At 69.5% G+C, this 19330-nt stretch carries 18 protein-coding genes; 7 read left to right on the top strand and 11 right to left on the bottom strand.

The features are described 5' to 3' along the window. The first annotated feature begins 57 nt into the window (after nt 1-57). Genes ACAG26_RS10765 through rfbA form a run of 4 tightly spaced genes read left to right on the top strand, consistent with a single transcriptional unit; the run spans nt 58 to nt 3410 of the window. Complete coding sequence (locus tag ACAG26_RS10765) at nt 58-1383, top strand: UDP-glucose/GDP-mannose dehydrogenase family protein (protein WP_370481966.1); 1326 nt, start codon at nt 58-60, stop codon at nt 1381-1383. Between the two features lie 5 nt (nt 1384-1388). After that, nucleotides 1389-2138 (top strand): maleylpyruvate isomerase family mycothiol-dependent enzyme, encoded by a 750-nt coding sequence (locus ACAG26_RS10760; RefSeq protein ID WP_370481964.1) that lies wholly within the window; start codon nt 1389-1391, stop codon nt 2136-2138. Nucleotides 2139-2161: 23 nt separating this feature from the next. Further along, nucleotides 2162-2524 carry a nuclear transport factor 2 family protein gene (locus tag ACAG26_RS10755; RefSeq protein ID WP_370481962.1) on the top strand — a complete coding sequence of 121 codons (363 nt, stop codon included), beginning with the start codon at nt 2162-2164 and terminating at the stop codon, nt 2522-2524. A 19-nt stretch (nt 2525-2543) separates the two neighbouring features. After that, nucleotides 2544-3410: a glucose-1-phosphate thymidylyltransferase RfbA gene (rfbA, locus tag ACAG26_RS10750; RefSeq protein WP_370481960.1), complete on the top strand. Its 867-nt coding sequence runs from the start codon at nt 2544-2546 to the stop codon at nt 3408-3410. 78 nt (nt 3411-3488) lie between these two features. On the opposite strand, the gene ACAG26_RS10745 is transcribed toward rfbA, so the two are convergent. Next, nucleotides 3489-4127: a TetR/AcrR family transcriptional regulator gene (locus ACAG26_RS10745; protein ID WP_370481959.1), complete on the bottom strand. Its 639-nt coding sequence runs from the start codon at nt 4125-4127 to the stop codon at nt 3489-3491. A 67-nt stretch (nt 4128-4194) separates the two neighbouring features. On the opposite strand from ACAG26_RS10745, the gene ACAG26_RS10740 reads away from it, so the two are divergent. Both ACAG26_RS10740 and ACAG26_RS10735 read left to right on the top strand, forming a co-directional pair. Beyond that, complete coding sequence (locus tag ACAG26_RS10740) at nt 4195-5631, top strand: carotenoid oxygenase family protein (RefSeq protein WP_370481957.1); 1437 nt, start codon at nt 4195-4197, stop codon at nt 5629-5631. Nucleotides 5632-5740: 109 nt separating this feature from the next. Continuing rightward, nucleotides 5741-6241 carry a DUF1707 domain-containing protein gene (locus ACAG26_RS10735; protein WP_370481956.1) on the top strand — a complete coding sequence of 167 codons (501 nt, stop codon included), beginning with the start codon at nt 5741-5743 and terminating at the stop codon, nt 6239-6241. 66 nt (nt 6242-6307) lie between these two features. Here ACAG26_RS10735 and ACAG26_RS10730 read toward each other — a convergent pair whose 3' ends face one another. The 10 genes from ACAG26_RS10730 to ACAG26_RS10685 all read right to left on the bottom strand — a co-directional run bounded on the left by ACAG26_RS10730 (nt 6308) and on the right by ACAG26_RS10685 (nt 17893). After that, on the bottom strand, nt 6308-7600 hold the full coding sequence (locus ACAG26_RS10730) for a pyridoxal phosphate-dependent aminotransferase (protein ID WP_370481954.1): 1293 nt from the start codon (nt 7598-7600) through the stop codon (nt 6308-6310). A gap of 66 nt (nt 7601-7666) precedes the next feature. Beyond that, nucleotides 7667-10486, bottom strand: coding sequence for a heterodisulfide reductase-related iron-sulfur binding cluster (locus ACAG26_RS10725; RefSeq protein WP_370481952.1), 2820 nt, complete (start codon nt 10484-10486; stop codon nt 7667-7669). A 217-nt stretch (nt 10487-10703) separates the two neighbouring features. After that, nucleotides 10704-12491, bottom strand: coding sequence for an Hsp70 family protein (locus tag ACAG26_RS10720; protein ID WP_370481950.1), 1788 nt, complete (start codon nt 12489-12491; stop codon nt 10704-10706). A 125-nt stretch (nt 12492-12616) separates the two neighbouring features. Then, nucleotides 12617-13180: an oligopeptide transporter substrate-binding protein gene (locus ACAG26_RS10715; RefSeq protein WP_370481948.1), complete on the bottom strand. Its 564-nt coding sequence runs from the start codon at nt 13178-13180 to the stop codon at nt 12617-12619. Between the two features lie 69 nt (nt 13181-13249). Beyond that, a complete protein-coding gene (locus ACAG26_RS10710; RefSeq protein WP_370481946.1) occupies nt 13250-13957 on the bottom strand; it encodes a hypothetical protein in 708 nt (235 codons plus the stop codon). Nucleotides 13958-14017: 60 nt separating this feature from the next. Beyond that, entirely contained in the window at nt 14018-14950 is a 933-nt protein-coding gene (locus ACAG26_RS10705) for an LLM class F420-dependent oxidoreductase (protein WP_370481944.1), read from the bottom strand. A 10-nt stretch (nt 14951-14960) separates the two neighbouring features. Then, nucleotides 14961-15488, bottom strand: coding sequence for a hypothetical protein (locus ACAG26_RS10700; RefSeq protein WP_370482120.1), 528 nt, complete (start codon nt 15486-15488; stop codon nt 14961-14963). A gap of 113 nt (nt 15489-15601) precedes the next feature. Further along, on the bottom strand, nt 15602-16312 hold the full coding sequence (locus ACAG26_RS10695; protein ID WP_370482118.1) for an MBL fold metallo-hydrolase: 711 nt from the start codon (nt 16310-16312) through the stop codon (nt 15602-15604). An 84-nt stretch (nt 16313-16396) separates the two neighbouring features. Beyond that, nucleotides 16397-17578 carry a PPE family protein gene (locus ACAG26_RS10690; RefSeq protein WP_370482116.1) on the bottom strand — a complete coding sequence of 394 codons (1182 nt, stop codon included), beginning with the start codon at nt 17576-17578 and terminating at the stop codon, nt 16397-16399. Nucleotides 17579-17593: 15 nt separating this feature from the next. Beyond that, nucleotides 17594-17893, bottom strand: a complete 300-nt coding sequence (locus ACAG26_RS10685; protein WP_370481940.1) for a PE family protein — start codon at nt 17891-17893, stop codon at nt 17594-17596. Nucleotides 17894-18198: 305 nt separating this feature from the next. On the opposite strand from ACAG26_RS10685, the gene ACAG26_RS10680 reads away from it, so the two are divergent. After that, nucleotides 18199-19329 (top strand): PPE family protein, encoded by a 1131-nt coding sequence (locus tag ACAG26_RS10680; protein WP_370481936.1) that lies wholly within the window; start codon nt 18199-18201, stop codon nt 19327-19329. Nucleotide 19330 lies beyond the last annotated feature (1 nt).

Here is a 19330-nt window from a genome sequence, read left to right as displayed (position 1 = left end):
GCCTGACGCTCAGCACCACGACGCGATTAGCTCATCGCGGCCCCCTACACAGGAGGCATGCGATGCACCGTCTTCGGCACGGGCTACCTCGGAGCGACCCACGCGGTCGGGATGGCGCAACTCGGACACGACGTCATCGGCGTCGACATCGATCCCGGTAAGGTCGCCAAACTGGCCGGCGGTGATATCCCGTTCTACGAGCCGGGCCTGCGGAAGATGTTGACCGACAACCTCGCTGCCGGCCGACTGCGGTTCACTACCGACTACGAAATGGCCGCCGAGTTTGCCGATGTGCACTTCCTCGGCGTGGGCACCCCGCAAAAGAAAGGCGAATACGGCGCCGACCTGCGCCACGTGCACGCCGTCATCGACGAACTGGTGCCCCGGCTGACCCGCTCGGCGGTCATCGTGGGCAAGTCGACCGTGCCGGTCGGCACTGCCGCAGAGTTGGCCGACCGGGCCCGGGCGCTCGCGCTCGGGGGAGTCGATGTCGAAGTGGCCTGGAACCCGGAATTTTTGCGCGAAGGATTCGCGGTGCACGACACCTTGCACCCGGACCGCATCGTCGTTGGGATACAGCCGGATTCGACCTGCGCGGAAGCGGCCCTGCGCGAGCTTTATGCGCCGATGCTCGATGAGGGTGTGCCGCTGCTGGTCACCGATCTGCAGACCGCGGAGCTGGTCAAGGTGTCCGCGAACGCCTTTCTGGCGACCAAGATTTCATTCATTAACGCGATCTCCGAGGTGTGCGAGGCGGCCGGCGCCGATGTCACCGTGCTGGCCGACGCGCTGGGCTACGACCCGCGCATCGGCCGCAAGTTCCTCAACGCCGGGCTCGGCTTCGGCGGCGGCTGCCTGCCCAAAGACATCCGCGCCTTCATGGCCCGCGCCGGCGAACTCGGCGCCGACCAGGCGCTGACCTTCCTGCGCGAGGTGGACAGCATCAACATGCGGCGGCGCACCCGGATGGTGGAACTGGCCACCACCGCCTGCGGCGGCTCACTGCTGGGCGCCAACATCGCCGTGCTGGGCGCGGCGTTCAAACCCGAATCCGACGATGTGCGGGATTCGCCGGCGCTCAACGTCGCCGGCCAGTTGCAGCTCAACGGTGCCACCGTCAACGTCTTCGACCCGAAGGCGTTGGACAACGCGCACCGGCTGTATCCCACCCTGAGCTACGCGGTCTCGGTGGCCGAGGCCTGCGACCGTGCGGACGCGGTGCTGGTGCTCACCGAGTGGCCCGAGTTCGTCGACCTCGACCCCGACGAACTCGCCGAGCGGGTACGCGCCCGCGTCATCGTCGACGGCCGCAACTGCCTGGATGTGCAGCGCTGGCAACGCGCCGGTTGGCGGGTGCACTGCCTGGGCCGGCGCGTAACCTGACCCCCGTGGACTTTGCGGCGGCATTGCTCGGGGAGAACAAGGCATTCGGCGAACTGATCCGGGGCGCTGACCCGTCGACGCCGGTGCCGACCTGCCCGGACTGGACCCTCAAACAACTGTTCCGCCACGTCGGCCGCGGCGAACGCTGGGCGGCGCAGATCGTCGCCGAACGGCGCGATGTCGATCCCCGGACCGTCGAGGGGGGCAAACCGCCGGAGGACCCCGACGCGGCGATCGCCTGGCTGTCTGAGGGGTCGCGGCAACTGGTCGACGCCGTCGAGAAGACCGGCGCCGACACCCCGGTCTGGACGTTTCTGGGACCGCGCCCGGCCGCCTGGTGGTTACGGCGCCGCTGCCACGAGATTTTGCTGCACCGGGCCGATGCCGCCCTGGCGCTGGGGCAGCCCTTCACCGCCGCACCCGAACTGGCCGCCGACGGCCTCAGCGAGCTGCTGGATCTGACCACAGCGCTGGCCGTAGCACGCGGGCAGGCGCCGTCCCTGGCCGAGGATCAGACCGTGCACCTGCACGCCACCGACCCCGGGCTGGGGGAGCAGGGTGAATGGACGATCAGCGCCGCCGACGGCCGCCTCGGCTGGGGCCACTCGCACGGTAAGGGCAGTGTGGCGGTCCGCGGCGGCGCCACCGACCTCCTGCTGGCGGTGTCGCGCCGGGTCCCGGTCACCGACACCGAGGCCGAGGTATTCGGTGACCTCGCCGTGTGGCAGAGCTGGCTCGGCCATACGGCGTTCTGATCGGCACACGGTAGTTTCACACCATGACCACATCGGAGATCGCCACCGTCCTGGCCTGGCACGACGCGCTGACCACCGCCGACCTGGACACGCTGCTGAAGCTGTCCAGCGAGGACATCGAAGTTGGCGACGCGCACGGCGCCGGGCAGGGCCACCGGGCGCTGCGCGAGTGGGCCGACGCCGCGAAGATCACCGCCGAACTGGGCCGGATGTACGTGCACAACGGCGTCGTGGTGGTCGAACTGCTCCCCGAGGGCCCCGAAGGCACCCCCGCGGCAGCCGCATTCCGGGTGGTGCACGACCACGTCACCTCGATCTTCCGCCACGACGACTTGGCCTCGGCGCTGACCGCCACCGATCTCACCGAGGCCGACCTCGTCGAGTAGCACCCTTTAGGCTCAACGCATGCGCGGGATCATCTTGGCCGGGGGCTCGGGAACCCGGCTTTATCCGATCACCCTGGGCATCAGCAAACAGCTGCTGCCGGTCTACGACAAGCCGATGATCTACTATCCGCTGTCCACGCTGATGATGGCCGGCATTCGGGACATCCAGGTGATCACCACCGCCCACGACGCCCCCTACTTTCACCGGTTGCTCGGCGACGGCGCCGCGTTCGGGATCAACCTGAGCTACGCGGTCCAGGACCGACCCGAGGGCTTGGCGCAGGCGTTCGTCATCGGCGCCGATCACATCGGCACCGACTCGGTGGCACTGGTGTTGGGGGACAACATCTTCTACGGCCCCGGTCTGGGCACTAGCCTGAGCCGCTTCCAAAGCGTCAGCGGCGGTGCGATCTTCGCCTACTGGGTGGCCAACCCGGCCGCCTACGGGGTGGTCGAATTCGGCGCCGACGGGATCGCGGTGTCGGTGGAGGAGAAACCGGCCACCCCCAAATCCCACTACGCGGTGCCCGGCCTGTATTTCTACGACAACGACGTCATCGAAATCGCTCGCGGGTTACGGCCTTCTGCGCGCGGCGAATACGAGATCACCGAGATCAACCAGACCTACCTCAACCAGGGCCGGCTCACGGTGGAGGTGCTGGCCCGCGGCACCGCCTGGCTGGACACCGGGACATTCGATTCGTTGCTGGACGCCAGCGACTACGTGCGCACCATCGAGCGCCGGCAGGGCCTGAAGATCGGCACCCCCGAGGAAGTGGCCTGGCGGATGGGTTTCATCGACGACGAGCAGCTGGCCGAGCGTGCGCGCACCCTGCTGAAATCCGGGTACGGCGACTATCTGCTGGAGTTGTTGGAGCGTCGCTGAGCGCCGTCACCTCGCCGAGCGTGAACGTCACGACGCGACACGCCGCCGACGTGTCGTGGTATTCACGCTGGGCGGTGATTAGCCCACGCCGGCGATCGCCGCGGCGGCGCGCTGCAGCGAACGTTCGGCGTCCTCACGCCGGTCGCCCATCCCGACGAACATGTCGATGATCATCGGTCCGAGGATGTGGGTGAGGGCGCGGCCGTCGTGCCCGAAGGTGCCGCGAAGCTCCAACAGCACCACGCCGTGAATCACGCTCCACACCCGCCCGGCCAGGTCCACGGCGTCGTCCGCGCGGATCCTGCCGGTGGCCAGGATCCGCTCCAGCGCCGTGACGAGTTGACCGAATGTGGCCGCCGCCACGGGCATCTCCGTGGTGGGGGCGCGCAACAGCTGCGGTGACGCCAGACCGAACATCAGCCGGTACCGCTGCGGATCGGCTAACGCGAACTCTCGGTAGGCGTACCCCTGCAACAGGAAGTCGGCCAATGGGTCGTCGGTCGCCGGCACCGAACCCAGCGCGGCGCCGAACCGCTCGAATGACGCCGCGACGATCGCCTCCAGCAGGCCGTTCATCCCGCCGAAGTGGGTGTAGACGGCCATCGTCGAGGCGCCGATCTCGGCGGCGACCTTGCGGGCCTGCAGCGCCTCGGGGCCGTCGGTTTCCAACAGCCGCATCCCGGCCTCGATCAGGCGCTCACGCGGACTCAAATTCACCCTTGCCATCCTGCCATAACAGTGTTATACATGTCGAATAACATCGTTATGGCCAGGAGGTGCCCAGATGACCAATCCCTACCTGGAAGGCGGGTACGCGCCGATCGCCCAGGAGCACACCCTCACCGATCTGGACGTGACCGGGACGATCCCGGACTACTTGGACGGGCGCTACCTGCGTAACGGGCCCAACCCGGTCGGCGAAATCGACCCGGCCGTCTACCACTGGTTCATCGGGGACGGCATGGTGCACGGGGTGCGGCTCCGCGACGGCAACGCCGAGTGGTACCGCAACCGCTACGTGCGCGGGCCGCTGACCGCCGCCGCCCTCGGTGAACAACCGCCGGCCGGCCGGCACGTCGGGGCGTCGGGAATCGGCGCCAACACCAACGTGATCGGGCACGCCGGACGCACCTTCGCGCTGGTCGAAGGGGGCATCTCCTGCTACGAGCTGACCGAGGAACTCGACACCGTCGGCGCCTGCGATTTCGACGGCACGCTGCCCGGCGGCTACACCGCGCACCCCAAACGCGACCCCGACACCGGTGAACTGCACGCCGTGTCGTACGCGTTCAACCGCGGCAACACCGTGCAGTACTCGGTCATCGGCGCCGACGGTCGGGCCCGCCGCACCGTCGACGTCGAGGTGACCGGTTCGCCGATGATGCACGATTTCTCGCTGACCGAAAACCACGTCGTGTTCTACGACCTGCCGGTGACGTTCGACGCGCGTCAGGTCGCCGAGGGCACCGCGCCGCGCGGATTGCGGCTGCCGGTGCGGCTGATCCTGAACGCCCTGATTGGGCGGGTCCGCATCCCCGACCCGATCACCGCCCGGCTGCCGATGCCGAAAAGCAGCATCCGCACCATGCCGTATCGGTGGAACCCGAAATACCCGGCCCGGGTGGGGGTGATGCCCCGCGACGGTGGCAATGGCGACGTCCGGTGGTTCGACATCGAACCCTGCTACGTGTTCCACCCCATGAACGCCTACGACGACGGCGACACCATCGTGCTCGACGTGGTGCGGCACCCGAAGATGTTCGACACCGAGCTGCGCGGTCCGGCCGAAGGCCCGCCCACCCTGGACCGCTGGACGGTGGATCTGGCCGACGGCAAGGTGCGGGAGTCCCGCTTCGACGACCGGAGCCAGGAGTTCCCGCGGGTCGATGAGCGCCGGGTCGGCAAGCGGCACCGGTTCGGGTATTCGGTCGGCTTCGGTGACGACGCGTCGTCGCTGCTCAAACACGACCTGGTCGGTGGGTCGACGGCGGCGCGCTCGTTCGGTGACGGAAAACAGCTAGGCGAGTTCGTGTTCCATCCCTCTGCGTCGGACTCCGCCGAGGATGACGGCGTGCTGATGGGCTTCGTCTACGACAGCGCGACCGATCGCAGCGACCTGGCCATCCTGGACGCGGCGACGATGGAGACCGTCGCCAGCATCCACCTCCCGCACCGCGTCCCCGCGGGTTTCCACGGCAACTGGGTGCCCAGCGGGCAATAGAAGCTGCCGTGACCGCGAGTGGCACTCTCACGACGCGACACGCCGGTGACCGGTCGTGGGAATGCCGCTCGAAGCGGCAGATCGAGTATCAACTGTCAACGGAGTCGAAATGTCCACGAGTTCAGTAATGTCATCGGTACCGCGCCTACGCTCGACGGCCGATGCCGCCCTGCGGGTCGGCGATCCGGAGCGGGAACGCACCGCCGCCATTCTCGGGCAGGCGATGAGTCAGGGATACCTCTCGATGGCGGAATACGAGACGCGAGTGAGCCGGGCGTTTGAGGCTCAGACCACCGGTGGGCTCAATGAGCTACTCGCGGATGTGCCCATCGCGCGGATCAGCCGGCGGGATCCGAACCGCCGCGCCGCGCGGCACGCGGCCGCCCGGCGCGGCGTGCAGATTCACCTGCTCGCCTACCTGGCGGTGTCCCTGCTGATGATTGGCATCTGGCTGGCAACCGCGGTAACCGTCGGTGCGTGGTACTTCTGGCCCGTCTGGCCGATCCTCGGCTGGGGTATCGGCGTGGTCTCCCACGCGATTCCCGTCCACGCGTGCGCGGGTGGCAGTCTCCGCGGCGAGTGGCACTCTCACGACGGGACACGCCGCTGAAGCGTCGTCAGAGTGCCGCTCGGCGAGCGACGAGGCCCAGGGGTCCAGGCTCGGCGTAAAAGCGGGCTACTGGCGGTAGCTGGCCAGGAAGTTGCCCAGCCGCTCGATGGCCTGGGACAGGTCCCGCGACCACGGCAGCGTCACGATGCGCAGGTGATCCGGGGCGGGCCAATTGAATCCGGTGCCCTGGGTGACCAGGATCTTCTCCTGCAGCAGCAGGTCGAGCACCAGCTGTTCGTCGTCGGCGATGTCGTGGACCTCGGGGTCTAGCCGCGGGAACGCGTAGAGGGCGCCCGCCGGTTTCACGCACGACACCCCGGGGATCTCGTTGAGTTTGGCCCAGGCGACGTCGCGCTGCTCCAGCAGCCGACCGCCCGGCAGTACCAGGTCCTCGATGCTCTGGTGCCCGCCCAGCGCCACCTGGATCGCGTGCTGGGCCGGAACATTCGGGCACAACCGCATATTCGCCAACAAGTTGATGCCCTCCAGGAAGCTGCTGGCGTGCTCCTTAGGGCCGGTGATCGCCAGCCAGCCGGCCCGGTAGCCGGCGACCCGGTAGGCCTTGGACAGGCCATTGAAGGTCAGGCACAACACGTCCGGGGCCAGCGAGGCGAGGCTGATGTGCTGCGCGTCGTCGTAGAGGATCTTGTCGTAGATCTCGTCGGCGAGCAGCAGCAGCTGATGCTTGCGGGCCAGATCGGCGATCTGGGACAGGATTTCGCGGCCGTACACCGCCCCGGTCGGGTTGTTGGGGTTGATCACCACCAACGCCTTGGTGCGCTCGGTGATCTTGGACTCCAGGTCGGCGATATCGGGCTGCCAGCCCTGGGTTTCGTCGCACAGGTAATGCACTGGGGTGCCGCCGGCCAGCGAGGTCGACGCCGTCCACAGCGGGTAGTCCGGGGCCGGGATCAGCACCTGATCACCGTTGTCCAGCAGCGCCTGCAGCGTCATGGTGATCAGCTCGGAGACCCCGTTGCCCAGGTAGACGTCGTCGACGTCCAAGCGGGGGAAGCCGTCGACGAGTTCGTAGCGGGTGACCACCGCGCGCCGGGCTGGCAGGATGCCCTGCGAGTCGGAGTAGCCCTGGGCGTACGGCAGCGCCTGGATCATGTCGCGCATGATCACGTCGGGCGCGTCGAAGCCGAACGGCGCCGGGTTGCCGATGTTGAGTTTGAGGATGCGGTGACCCTCGGCCTCCATCCGCGAGGCCTGCGCGTGGACCGGGCCGCGGATCTCGTAGAGGACGTCCTGCAGCTTGCTGGACTGCGCGAACGTGCGCTGCCGCTGCTGATGCCCGGTGGTATGCCACGGCAGCTGGTGAGTAGTCACGACCACCATGGTGCCATGGCTGTCCACTGAAAATTTGCCGAACTACAAGTCAGGGCCGCGCTGGCGTGCCACGCGCGGCCCTGACTTGCTGTTTCAGCGTTTGCCCGGCGGGCGGGCTCCCTTGGCGATCCCCAGGCCCTTGGCCGGCGTCTCGGGCTTGGGTGCGGCCGCCTCACCATCGCCCTCGGCGGGTGCCTTGGCCTCCTCAGCCGGTTCGGCGGCCGGCTTCGACGGTGCCGGGGCGGCCTTCTTGGCGCCGGGGCGTTTGGCGCCGGCGGCCAGACCCAGCCCCTTGACCGGGGCCTGCGCCTTGGGCTCGGCCGCGGTGCTGGCCGGCTCGCTGGCGGTGCTGGCCGGTTCAGTCGCGGTGCTGGCCGGTTCGGCGGCAGCGGGTTTCGCGGCCGTCTTCTTGGCGCCGGGTCGCTTGGCGCCGGAGGCCAGGCCCAACCCCTTGGCGGGCGCCGGTGCCTTGGCCTCCTCGGCCGGCTTCTCGGCCGGCTGGGCCGCCGCCGGGGCCGCCTTCTTGGCGCCGGGGCGTTTGGCGCCACCGGCCATACCCAGGCCCTTGACCGGGGCCGCGGCCTTGGCCGGCGCTTCGGGAGCCGCCGCCTTCGCCTCCTCCTTGGCGGGCTCCTCCTTGGCGGGGGCTTCGGTGGGAGCCGGCGCGGCCGCGGCCTTGGCGGCCGCCTCTTCGGCCGCGGCGCCCTTGGCCGGCAGCGTCACCGTGCTGCGGTCCAGGGACTCCAACAGCAGCTGCGCCACGTCGCGGATCTCCACGTTGTCGCGGCCGGCGGCCTCGGCGCGGTCGTCGACCCCGTCGGTGATCATCACCCGGCAGAACGGGCAGGCGGTGGCGATGGTGGTGGCGCTGGTGGCCAGCGCCTCGTCGACCCGCTCGTGGTTGACCCGCTTGCCGATGTGCTCTTCCATCCACATCCGGGCACCGCCGGCACCGCAGCACAGGCCGCGGTCGGCGTGCCGCGGCATCTCCACCAGGTTGGCGCCGGAGGCGTTCACCAGCTCACGCGGCGCCGCGTACTCCTTGTTGTGCCGGCCCAGGTAGCACGGGTCGTGGTAGGTGATGTCCTGAGAAACAGGGGTGACGGGAATCAGCTTCTTGTCCCGGACCAGCCGGTTGAGCAGCTGGGTGTGGTGCAGCACCGTGTAGTTGCCGCCCAGCTGCGGGTATTCCCGGCCGATGGTGTTGAAGCAGTGCGGGCAGCTGGTGATGACCTTGCGCTCGGCTTGTTCGCGGCCCTCGAACAGCTCGTCGAGGGTCTCGACGTTCTGGGCGGCGAGCTGCTGGAACAGGAACTCGTTGCCGGAGCGGCGCGCCGAGTCACCGTTACAGGTTTCCCCGGTCCCCAGCACCAGGAACTTCACCCCGGCCACGGCCAGCAACTCGGCGACCGCCTTGGTGGTCTTCTTCGCCCGGTCCTCGTACGCCCCGGCGCAGCCCACCCAGAACAGGTACTCGTAGCCGTCGAAGCTTTCGACGTCTTGGCCGTAGACCGGGACGTCGAAGTCCACCTCGTCGATCCAGTTGGTGCGGTCCTTGGCGTTTTGACCCCACGGGTTGCCCTTGGTCTCCAGGTTCTTGAACAGCACCGACAGCTCGGTGGGGAACTCCGACTCCACCAGCACCTGGTAGCGGCGCATGTCGAGGATGTGGTCGATGTGCTCGATGTCCACCGGGCACTGCTCGACGCACGCCCCACACGTGGTGCACGACCACAGCACGTCGGGGTCGATGACCCCGCCCTGCTCGGCGGTGCCGACCAGCGGCCGGGCGGCCTGCTCGGGACCCGAGCCGCCGATGCGCTCGAAACCCTTCTCCGGCACGTGGTGACCGGCCAGCGGCTTGGCGTCGGTCAAGTCGATGTCCATGGCCGGCGCGTCCTTGTTACCAAGCAGGTACGGGGCCTTGGCCATCCAGTGGTCGCGCAGGTCCATGATCAGCAACTTCGGCGACAGCGGCTTGCCGGTGTTCCAGGCCGGACACTGCGACTGGCACCGCCCGCACTCGGTGCAGGTGGCGAAGTCGAGCATGCCCTTCCAGGTGAAGTCGTCGATCTTGCCGCGGCCGAACACCGCGTCCTCCGGCGGGTCCTCGAAGTCGATGGGCTTGCCCTCGTACTCCATCGGCAGCAGCGGGCCCAACCCATTGGGCAGCCGCTTGAACGCGACGTTGATCGGCGCCAGGAAGATGTGCAGGTGCTTGGAGTGCAGCACGATGATCAGGAACGCCAGCATGATCCCGATGTGCAGCAACAGGCCGATGGTCTCGATCCACTCGTTGACCGTCGGGCTGAAACCCGAGAACCATCTGCCGAACATCTCCGAGGCGAACGCGCCACTGTGGTAAGGCAGCGTGCCGTTGTTGACCGCGGAACCCCGCACCAGCACATAGCTCCACACGACGTTGAAGATCATGAACAGGATCAGCCAGGCACCGCCGTTGTGCGAGCCGTAGAACCGCGACGCGCGGCCCAGTTCCTTCGGGTTGCGGATGACCCGGATGACCGCGAAGGTCGCGATACCGATCGTCACCGCGACGATGAAGAAGTCCTGCAGGAAACCCAGCACCGGCCAGGTCCCGATGATCGGGATGTGGAAGTGGTCATCGAACAGGAACCCGTAGGCCTCGATGTAGACGGTCAGCAGCACGAAGAACGCCCACATGGTGAAGAAGTGCGCGAGGCCGGGGATGGTCCACTTGAGCAGCTTGCGCTGCCCGGCGACCTCGGTGACCTCCGTCTGCAGGCGCACACCGACCTCGTCGGTGCGTCCGCTCACCGGCTGCCCGGACAGGACCAGCTTGGCCAGCCACAGGATCCGCCGGCCGGACAGCGCCAGTATGACGGCCGTCATGCCCAGGCCGACAACCAGTCTGATCAGCATCTGTGTGGTCACGGAGCGTCTCTCCAATCCCGAAGTTACTCAACGGTAACTAATCACATGTTACTGGCCGGTAACTTAATCAGTTCCCTGCTCAGCCTGCCCATAGTGACATCTTCCGGTGCTAGCCCGCGACAAAGGTTGCCCTAACTTGCCCGACGGGCGTGCCCTGTCGCTGAGTGTGCCGGGTGTCGACCCGATGAGCCGGGGTTATCGCGAAAAAGCCGCGGTCCTACTCGCCGGTGGCGCCGGCGGTGGTTTGCGGCGCTGTGGCGGTGGTCTGCGGCGGCTGAGTCGTGGTCGGCGCCTGGGTGGTGGTGGGCGCCTGGGTGGTGGTGGTCGGCTGCTGCGTCGTGGTGGTGGGCTGCGTGGTGGTGGTGGTCGGCTGGGTGGTGGTCGTGGTGGTCGACTCGGTCGTCGTGGTGGACGGGGTCGTCGACTCGTCGCTGCTCGGTGGTGGCGGCGGCGGAACCGTGGACAGCGAGGTGTCGCCGTTGGGTTGGGTCACGGTCACGACGGTGGGTGGCGGGGCTTCGGACGGCGTGCCGCCGTCGGTGGGCTCACCGGGGACGCTGGTGTGGGTCTCCGACGGGCTGCTGCTGCCGGACAGGGTGTAGGCCAGCCCGCCGGAGGCGGCCAGCAGCAGGGCGGCGGCCAGACCGAAGATCACGACCGGCCGCTTGTACCAGGCCAACGGTTCCGGTTCGGGGTAGTCGGTGTCCGCGGCGCCCCCGAACCGTTCGGCGGTGTCCGGCGCGGTGAAGGTGTAGTCCTCACCGGAATACGGCACCGGTTCGCCGCCGGCCGAGTCGTCCTGGGACCAGGCCAGCTCCGGAACCGCCGCGGATTTGCGTGCGTCGGGCATGGCCTCGGTCGGGGGCGCCCCGGCGGCCCAGGCCGCCGGCGCCAGGCTGGTCGGGTTCATGCTGGTCGGGGTGTCCGCGACGGGGCTCAGCCCGGTGGGGGCGCTGGCCTCGGCGGCGGTGGCCAGGCCGGCCGGCGGGCCCTGTTCGGCGAGGATGCCGGCGCCGACGGCGGCGCTGAACGCGGGCTGCGGGGTGGTGACCACCGGCACCCGCAGCCGCTCGGTCAGCCGCGCGCCGATCAGTGGCATGCTGGCGCCGCCCCCGACGGTCGCCACCGCCGTCAGCTCACCCGGCCGGATTCTGCTGCGCCCCAACGCGTCGCTGACGGCGTTGAGGAACCCGTCGAGCGGCCCGGCGATCAAGGCGTCCAACTCGCGGCGGGTCAACTGCACCTCGCCGGCGTATCCCGGCAACTCGACGGGGACCGTGGCCGCGGGTTCCGCGGACAGCCGTTCCTTGGCCCGTCGGCACTGACCGCGCAGCCGGGTCAGCGATCCGACGGCTGCGGTGCTGGCCGGGTCGGTGTCGCTGCGGATACCGGCCAGCACGTGGTTGACGATGGCCTCATCGACCCGATCACCGGAAAACTCTGCGTAGCGCACGGTTTCGGCGATGGGGGCGAAGTTGGCGGCGGCGTCGACGAGTGTGACGCTGCTGCCGGTGCCGCCGAAATCGCACAGCGCCACCACACCCCGGGTGGGCAGCCCCGGTTCGGCGTACAGCGCCGCGACGGCGGCCGCCGCGTCGGAGATCAGCGGCGGGGCGTCCTGGGCCCTGAGCCCGAGCTTGCCGGGCAGCGCGGCGCGCAGCGCGGCGACCGGGCGCGGCCCCCAGTGCGCGGGGACCGCGACCGCCACCGGCGTGGGGGAGCCCGCGGTGCGGGCCAGCGCGTCGAGGGCTTCGGCCAGCAACTGCTCACCGCGGTGGCTGGACCCGTCGGCGGCGACCAACGGCACCGGGTCGCCGACCCGCTCGACGAATCCGCGCAGCACCAGTCCGGGTTCGGTGAGGTTCGGGTTGTCTTCGGGCACGCCGACTTCGGGTGCTCGGCGGTCGAACAACGTCAACACCGCGCGCCGCGATACCGGCGGGCGGCCCGCCCGCGCCGCCACCAGGTTGGTGGTGCCGATCGACAGGCCGAGCGAGTCGGTCATTGCGCACTCCCGTGGTTGGCTGGCGGTCGGGGCGACCGGTTTCCCACCTTAACGACGGGATGCGCCGCGGTCATCAACGGTGTTGAGCGGGCGTGTGTGCACCACACGCCGGCGGTCGCGTCGCTTTAGTTCCCCGGCGAATTGATGACGGTCGGTACCGGCGGCAACGTGATCTGCGAGGGCATATGCGGGAGCTGAAAGGCGCCCGGTGCGCTGGTGCTGGTGGTGGTCGGCGCGGTGGTGGTGTCCGACGTGCTGGTGGTGGTGTCCGAGGTTGTGGTGGTGTCCGTCGTCGTAGTCGGTTCCGTGGTGGTGGTCGTTGTCGTCGTGGTCGTCGGCGCCGGAGCCGCCGGTGCGGTGGTGCTGGTGGGTGCGGTGCTGCTGGTCGTCGTGGTGGTGGTCGAGGAGGTGGTGGTGGACGTGGAGCCGCCGGTGTCGCGGCTCATCAACTGCACGATCCCCCAAACCACGGCCCCGAGTAACAGGGTGACCAGCACACCCCAGCCCATCAATACCGCGGGCTTGAGGTACCACGGCGTGCGTGGCACTTCGGCGGGCGGTTCTGCGCGGGGCGCGCGGTAGTCGTCGGCCGGCGTGCCGTAGCCGTACTGCTCCTCCGGCCCGATCCCGTAGTTGGCGTACCTGGTCGGCTCGTTACTCGGGTCGTCGGGAGGTCCGTAGCGCTCCACGGATCGATGGTAGGGCCGCCCGTCGCGCAAACCCCGACGCGACACGGACGCCGAGCTGGCGCCGCCGCGTCAGTGATGCGGCGGCAGCGTGATCACCGTCGGCACCTCGGGTGCGTGCGGGATCGGCGGAATCGTGACAACCGACGGAATGTGCGGAAGGTGGTGTCCCGGCTCGCTCGGCGGGGCCTGCGGCGGTGGTGGGGGCGCCCCGCCCTGGTCGGGCGGACTCGGCGGCGGGGCCTCTTCGCTGCTCTCCTCCGACGTGGTCGTCGTCGTGGTGGTGGCGCTGCTCGTGGTGGTCGACGTGGTCGTGGTCGTCGACGTCGTGCTGCTGGTCGGCGTGCTGGGGGCGGGCCCGCCGGCCGTCAGCTGAATGATGCCGTAGACCACCACCGCGAGCAGGATCACGACCAGCACCAGCCAGCCGATTAGCGCCGCGGGCTTGCGGTACCACGGGGTCTGCGGGGGCTGGCCGGAGTCGCCGGCGGCCAGCGGGTCGGTGGTCTCCGGCTGGCCGGGAGCTTGCGAGTAATCCGGGGGGCCGGGCGGCTGCTGGCCGTAGCCGGAGGGCGGTTGCTGCTGGCCGCCGCTGTAATTGCCCCACTGGGTCGGCTGGTTGCCGAGGCTGCCGGGGGGACCCGGCGGGCTCGGCGGGGGACCCGTGCGGGGTCCGGGCGGAACCGGCGGCGGACCGGGGTGGGGCGGCCTTCCACCGCCGTACCCAGCCGACTCGGTCGGCTCGTTGCCAGGGTTATCGGTAGGGCCGTAGCGCGCCACCCGACCGATGCTAGCGGCTGCGGCGGGCGGGGGCGCGCAACAGGGCCTGGAACCGCCCTGTCAACCGAGTTGGCGCAGCACCTCGGCGGCGAACAATTCCAGGTGATCGAGATCGGCCAGGTCGAGCACCTGCAGGTACACGCGCTGCACGCCGGCCTGGGTGAACGGGCCCAGCCGGTCGACGATCTCTCCCGGCGTCCCCACCAGCGGGGAGTTCCGCCGCAGCTCGTCGAGGTCGCGGCCGATGGCTGCGGCGCGCCGGGTGATCTCGGCGGTGTCCCGTCCGGCGCACACCACGAACGAGGCCGAGTAGACCACCGCGTCGGGGGACCGGCCGGCGGACGCGACGGCGGTCTGCACCCGCTCAAACTGGGTGCGCACCGCGTCCAGCGGCGCGAACGGCACATTGAACTCGGCGGCGAACTTCGCGGCTAGTGCCGGGGTCCGGGTCGCGCCCAGGCCGCCGATGACGATGGGCGGGTGCGGGCGCTGCACCGGTTTCGGCAGCGCCGGGGACTCGGTCAGCGTGTAGTGGTCGCCGGCGTAGTCGAAGGTTCGGCCGGCCGGCGTGGTCCACAGCCCGGTGATGATGTCGAGTTGCTCGGCCAGCCGGTCAAAACGCCGACCCAACGGCGGGAACGGGATGCCGTAGGCCCGATGCTCGCGCTCGAACCACCCCGCGCCCAAGCCGAATTCCACTCGGCCGTCGCTCATCTCGTCGACCTGGGCGACCGAAATGGCCAGCGGCCCGGGCCCGCGGAATGTCGCCGAGCTGACCAACGTGCCCAGCCGAATCGAGGAGGTTTCGCGGGCGATCCCGCCCAGCGTCACCCAGGAGTCGGTGGGGCCGGGCAGCCCGTCGCCGCTCATCGCCACGTAGTGATCGGATCGGAAAAAAGCGGAGAACCCGGTTTTTTCTGCGGTTTGGGCGACCCGGAGTTGGTCGGCGTAGCTGGCGCCCTGCTGCGGTTCAACGAATACCCGAAAGTCCACGAGGGTTAGGTTAGAACGTCTCGACGTTGTCGATGCTGACGAACATCCCGTGGCCGGTGCGGTTGTTGGTGAACCGGGTGCCGTCGACGTTCGCGGCGATCGTCCAGCCCTGCGCATCGTAGGTGCGGTAGTCGATGGTGACGGTGGGGATGGCGCCGAGATTGCCCAGTACCCATTGGACCTCGCCGTCGGCGCTGACGTTGACCCCGTTGGCGTGTGCGCCGTCTTGGATCGGCGAGTTGGTGAACTGCGCCTCGCAGCCGACGTTGTCGCTGGCGATCTGGCAGCGGGTCTTCCCGGATTTGGTCTCGATGAACACGTAGCCGTTGGCGGTCGGCGGCAGCGGGATGGCGCCGCCCGGTGCGGTCGGGGACGGCGACGGCGGCGCGGGCCGCGACGTGCCGGGCCGGGGAGTGGGAAAGGTCGGTTCGGTGGCCGTGCCCGCGCCGGGGGAGGCGACCGGTTGACCGTCCACGGTCGAGCTGCATCCGGCCAGCAGCGACGCGCCGGCCAGCAGCGACGCGCCGACCACGGCCAGCCCTGCCCCATCCGATACCCGCACCCGCCGCTCCCTGACACCGATCCGTACCGGCCTTCCAGGGTACGCAAAAAGTGATGGAAGTGACTAAGGTGACGCGCGTGGCGAGGGGTTTACCCGGCCAGTGCGGTGAAACCGGCGGACAGGGCGCGCAGCTGGGTGGCGCCGTCACCGGTGAACGACGAGCCGTGCATCAGCGCCAGCGTGGTCGGCTGCATCTGGGCCAGCCGCTCCAGGGTGGGCGCCAGGCTGGTGGTCAGCCCGGTGGCGTGGAACAGCGCCTCGGCTTCCAACGCCGGTGCCACGCAATCTTTTTCGGTCAGCGCCGGGACACGTCCGGCGTGCTCGAGCAGGTCGCCGGCCAGCAGGGTGGCGGTGGTCTCGTCAAACCACAGGCCGCTTTCCCAGTTGTGCGGCACGTGCGGGGTGGCGATAAACCGCAGCCGGTGGCCTCCGATGTCGTGGGCGGCGTCCGGTGCGGCCACCGGCGGCCGATCGCACAGGTCGGTCAGCGACAACGCGTTGGCCAGCGCGCTGTGGATGACCTCGGCGTGCGGCGCCGCGTCCAGCAGCAGGTTCACCGCCCCGCACTCGTCGGCCTCGACGTGGGCAAACGAGATCCAGCGCAGCGTGTTCAGCGGAATGACTTTCGCGATGGCCCCCGACACCTGCGCGAACAGCCAGCGGTGTCCGCAGTGGAACAGGAACGGCTGCTCGCCGGTCAGCAGGAACTGGTTGAACGTGAAGCCGTGTTCGGTGATCCCGGGAACCCAGGTGGAGAAGCGGTAGATACCGTCGGCGATTTCGTCGACGTCGGTCTCCACATCAACGCCCATGTGGACATCGTGCAGCAACCGTGGCGAGCAGACGCGGAATCGCCCGAATTGCCCACGGAAGGGGCCCGACGGTCACCCGGCGAACGGGGGACGGGCCATCACCGTCGGACGGAACCCGTAGCGCGGGCCGGAACCCGCTGCGCCGCCGGCGCCCGCACCCGCTAACGGCATGCCGCCCAACAGGTTTCCGGCCGCTCCGGTCTCCGGGGTCGCGGTGATGCGGCTGATCGGCAGCGGCGAGGCCCCCGGGGTCATCGCCGGGCCGGTCGCCGCGGACCAGGCGGGCGGCACGGAGAGACCGCCGACCGGGGCGGCGGTACCGAGCCCCGCCGATACCGCGCCGCCCCCGCCCAAACCGCCCCGGACCCCGCCGAGTCCGGGTACGCCCGCGGCGGCCTTGGCCCCGTCGCTGGCGGCCTTCGCGGCCGCCGGTGCCACAGCTTTCGACAGGGACAGAAAGTGGGTCGACATGCCGGTGGCGCGGTACAGCATCGCCAGGGTGTTCTGGGCGGGGCTGGCGTATTCGGCCCACAGGCTGAACAACGGATTCTGTTCGAGCACATCGGTGATCGGCGGGAGCTCGGTGGCCGACGAGCCCGGCGACGCGAGGTCCTGCAGTGCGCGGGGCACCGACGACAGCAGCTGCGACCGGGCCGAGTCCGCGCTTGTGCCGGCCGAGGTGCCCGCGGCCTTGGTGACCGCTGCGGCCTGCATGGCCTGGCCGGCCGGGTTGGTGGTCTGCACCGGCTCGGTGAACGGCGTCACCCTGGCGGCCGGGGCGGTCTGGGCGGCGTAGCCGTACATCGCGCCGGCGTCTTGGGCCCACATCTCGCCGTAGTGCGCCTCGAGTTGGGTGATCATCGGCGTGTTTTGACTGAGGACATTGGTCGCGACCGCCTGGGCCAGTTGGGTGCGGTTGGCCTCGATCAGGGGCGGCGGCACCGTGGCGGTGAACGCGGTCTCGTAAGCGGCTGCCGCGGCCCGAGCCTGGGTGGCGGCCTGTTCGGCTTGCGCGGCGGTGGTGCGCATCCAGGCCACGTAGGGGCGGGCGGCCTCGGCCATCTGCGTGGACGCCGGCCCCAGCCACTCTTCGCTGGTGAGTTGCGTGATGACGGTGTCGTAGTCGGTGGCGGCCGAATCCAACTCGGCGGCCAGCAGATTCCACACCGACGCCGCGGCCATCATCGACGCCGACCCGCTGCCGGCGTACATGCGCGACGAATGGATCTCCGGGGGTAAGGCTCCGAAATCCAGCACCTCATCCCCTCCTCAGCGGGACGCCGCGGCGTTGATGGCTTCGGTGGTCGCATACGAGCCGGCGCCGAAGCCCAGCATGTTGACGAACATCTCGTGGACCGCCGTGGCCTGGGCCGTGACCGCCTGATACATCTGCGCGTGGGTGGCGAACTGGGCCGCGATCAGCGCCGACACCTCATCGGCGGCCGGCGGAACCACTCCCGTCGTGGGCGCCGCCGCGGCCGCGTTCTGGGCGGCCAGCGCGGTGCCGACGGCCGCCAAGTTGCGGGCCGCGGCCGATAACGCTTCGGGCTGGGTGGTCACGAACGACACGTTGGCTTCTCCTCAATGGTCCCGGTGTCCGCGGCCCCTCACGGGCCGCTCGCCAGTGACGTTAGGCGCCGCGCGGACCAAAGTGCATAGCTGACGACAACTGTTCACCTGAATGTTCTAAATGTTTGTTTGAGTGAACTAAGAGGGAAAAAAATCTACTCAAGTCTTCTTAAGTGGACTGATGTCTGCTGGTGGTGAATAGTCGTGGGCGACGCTGAGGCGTCGCGTTCGCGACTGCGCAGCCGCCGATAGCGGGCGGCGTGGGTCCGGATAGCGAGGCCGTCGACCACGCGAGGAGACAACTAGTGGATTACGGGGCGCTGCCACCGGAAGTCAACTCTGGACGCATGTACCTGGGCCCGGGGTCGGCCCCGATGCTGGCGGCCGCGGTGGCCTGGGACGGGCTGGCCGCCGACCTGTACACCACCGCAGCCTCCTCCGGCGCGCTGATTGCCGAACTCGCCGGGCAGTGGTCGGGTCCGGCGTCGATGTCGATGACCGCGGCGGCCGCACCCTATGTGGCGTGGCTGAGCGCCACCGCCGCGCAGGCCGAGCAGACGGCGGTGCAGGCCAAGGCCGCCGCCGGCGCCTACGAAGCGGCGTTCGCGATGACGGTGCCGCCGCCGGTGATCGCGGCGAACCGTGCCCAGCTGATGATGTTGATCGCGACCAACTTCTTTGGGCAGAACTTGCCGGCGATCGCGGCCACCGAGGCGCACTACGCCGAAATGTGGGCCCAGGATGCCGCGGCGATGTACGGCTACGCCGAGACGTCGGCGGGGGCCTCAACGTTGATGAGCTTCGACCCGCCGCCGTCGACCACCAACCCGGCGGGTCAGGCCGGTCAAGCCGCCGCGGTCGCGCACGCCGCCGACACCAGTGCCCAGTCCAGCGCGTCGAGCTCCGCGCTGGCCAACCTCAAAACCCTGTGGAGCGGACTGCTGGATGGGTCGTCCGGGTCATCCCCATCGGAGACCTGGAAAAAGTTGGTTTCCATCTACGGCAGCGACCTCGGCATCGTTTATAACCACATGGGCGACTGGGAACACATGATGAAGATCTGGGAAGGCGTGATGCCGGCCGCCGCCAGTGCCAGCAACGGCGCCGAGGCCATGGCGGGTGTCCCCGGCGTGGGTGGAGCCCTAGGCGCCGGCCCGAGGTGGGCCGCTGCGCCGGTCGGGGTATCGGCGCAGGCCGGCACCGCCGGCACCGTCGGCACCTTGTCGGTGCCGCGCAGTTGGGCCGCGGCAACCCCGGCGAGCAGCCCTGTCCTCCCGGCCGCACCCGTCGGCGGGGCATCGCCGGGGGCTCCGGCGCAAGGCCTGCTGCGGGGCATCCCGCTCACAGCTTCCGGGGGCCGACGGTCCGGCGGCGTCATCGGCCACCAGTACGGGTTTCGTCACGGCGTGGTGGCGCGCCCGCTAGCGGGCGGATAAC

The organism is Mycobacterium sp. pUA109 (assembly GCF_041287095.1).
Taxonomy (GTDB): domain Bacteria; phylum Actinomycetota; class Actinomycetes; order Mycobacteriales; family Mycobacteriaceae; genus Mycobacterium.
Note: the sequence above shows the minus strand (reverse complement) of the source record. Positions and strands in the feature narration are given on the sequence as shown.